General features: G+C 59.5%; 1 protein-coding gene. It reads right to left on the bottom strand.

All coding sequences use genetic code 11. From position 1 onward, the window contains the following. A partial coding sequence (locus IBX53_RS16015; protein ID WP_290911350.1) for a class I SAM-dependent DNA methyltransferase occupies positions 1 to 1,769 on the bottom strand: 1,769 nt, incomplete at both ends.

The raw sequence follows: 1,769 nt of genomic DNA on the forward strand, positions 1-1,769 counted from the left end.
AGCAGTTTGCCGCGCTGTTTGGTGTTGAGGCTGATCTCGTTCTCTTCGCACCAGGCGAGGATGGCCTTTTCGTGTTGTTTTAGGATGTCGCCGCTGTAGACGGCATCGCCGTATTCTTCGTAGATCCACCGCATCGGCTCGCGCAGGGCCTTGTCGAAGCGCAGGGTTTCGATGCGCTCGGGGGTAAATTGCGCCTTGCGCCGGTCGGGGCGCTCGATGGTGACCTTGTAGTAGCCGAAGTCGCTGTTGTCGAAGACCTGTGCAGCAATTTGATTACTATTGGCCTCCTCTTCGGCACCGCGCTCCACCTCGGTCAGTTGCAGGTAGGTTTCTATGATCTGCTCGACATGCTCGGGGGCGAACTCGCAGTTCTTGTTGCCCAGGTTCTTGCGCAGCTTGCGGTAGAGCTGGCTGGCATCGATGAGCTGGACCTTTCCCTTGCGCTGCTCCGGCTTGTTGTTGGAGAGCAGCCAGATGTAGGTGGTGATGCCGGTGTTGTAGAAGAGGTTGTTGGGCAGCTGGATGATCGCCTCCAGCTGGTCGTTTTCGATGATATGGCGGCGGATGTTGCTCTCGCCACTACCGGCATCGCCGGTGAAGAGGCTGGAGCCGTTGTGGACCGAGGCGATGCGCGAGCCACTGGGGCTCTGCCCCGGGTCCTTCATCTTGCTCACCATCTCCATCAGGAACAGGAGCTGGCCGTCGCTGGAACGCGGGGTGGCGTCCACGGTCTGCTCATTGCCCCAGTAATCCTTCAGCTTGACGACGAAGCGCGGGTCGATAACGTCGCTGCCGTCCTTGATATACTTCTGCTCGCTGGCCCAGCTCTTGCCATAGGGCGGATTGGAGAGCATGAAGTCGAAGCGCTGTCCGGCGAACTCGTCGATGGAGAGGGTGGAACCGGACTTGATGTTGGCCGGGTTGTTGCCCTTGATCATCATGTCGGACTTGCAGATGGCGTAGGTCTCGTCGTTGATCTCCTTGCCGTAGAGGTAGACATCGCCGGTGGCGCGGATGGCACCTTCCTCGTCCTTGATGTAGTTCTGCGATTCGGTGAGCATGCCGCCAGAGCCACAGGCGGGGTCGTAGATGGTCATCACCGGCGGCAGCTTGTCCTTGATGGGGTCGAAGATGAGGTGGGTCATCAGGTGGATCACCTCGCGGGGGGTGAAGTGCTCCCCGGCCTCTTCGTTGTTCTCTTCGTTGAACTTGCGGATCAGCTCCTCGAACACATAGCCCATGCCGAGGTTGCTGAGGGCCGGGAGTCGGTTGCCGTCCGGGTCCTCCACCTCGTGCGGGGTGAGGTTGATGGTGGGCGAGGTGAACTTCTCCAGCACGTCGAGCAGCACGTCCTTGCTCGCCATGTGGCGCACCTTGGCCTTGAGCTCAAACTTCTCGATGATCTCCTTGACGTTGGCGCTGAAGCCGTTCAGGTACTCCTCCACATTGGCCAGCAGGATCTGCTGGTTGTTGGTGGCGGTCTTGTAGAGCTGGGTGAGGGTCCACTTGCTGGTGTTGTAGAAGACGTAGCCGGAGGCATCGCGCAAACCATTGTCGTCCAGCTCGGTCAGGCCCATCTCCTCCTGCTGGAAGCGCAGCTCCTCCAGTACCTTCTCCTTACTGGACTCCAGCAGGGTATCCAGACGGCGCAGCACCACCATGGGGAGGATGACATCGCGGTACTTGCCGCGCACATAGACATCGCGCAAGCAGTCATCGGCGATGGACCAGATAAAGGAGACAAGCTTGTTATGGGCGGCGTGGTTCAC

This window comes from Halomonas sp. (assembly GCF_014859505.1).
Taxonomy (GTDB): domain Bacteria; phylum Pseudomonadota; class Gammaproteobacteria; order Pseudomonadales; family Halomonadaceae; genus Halomonas.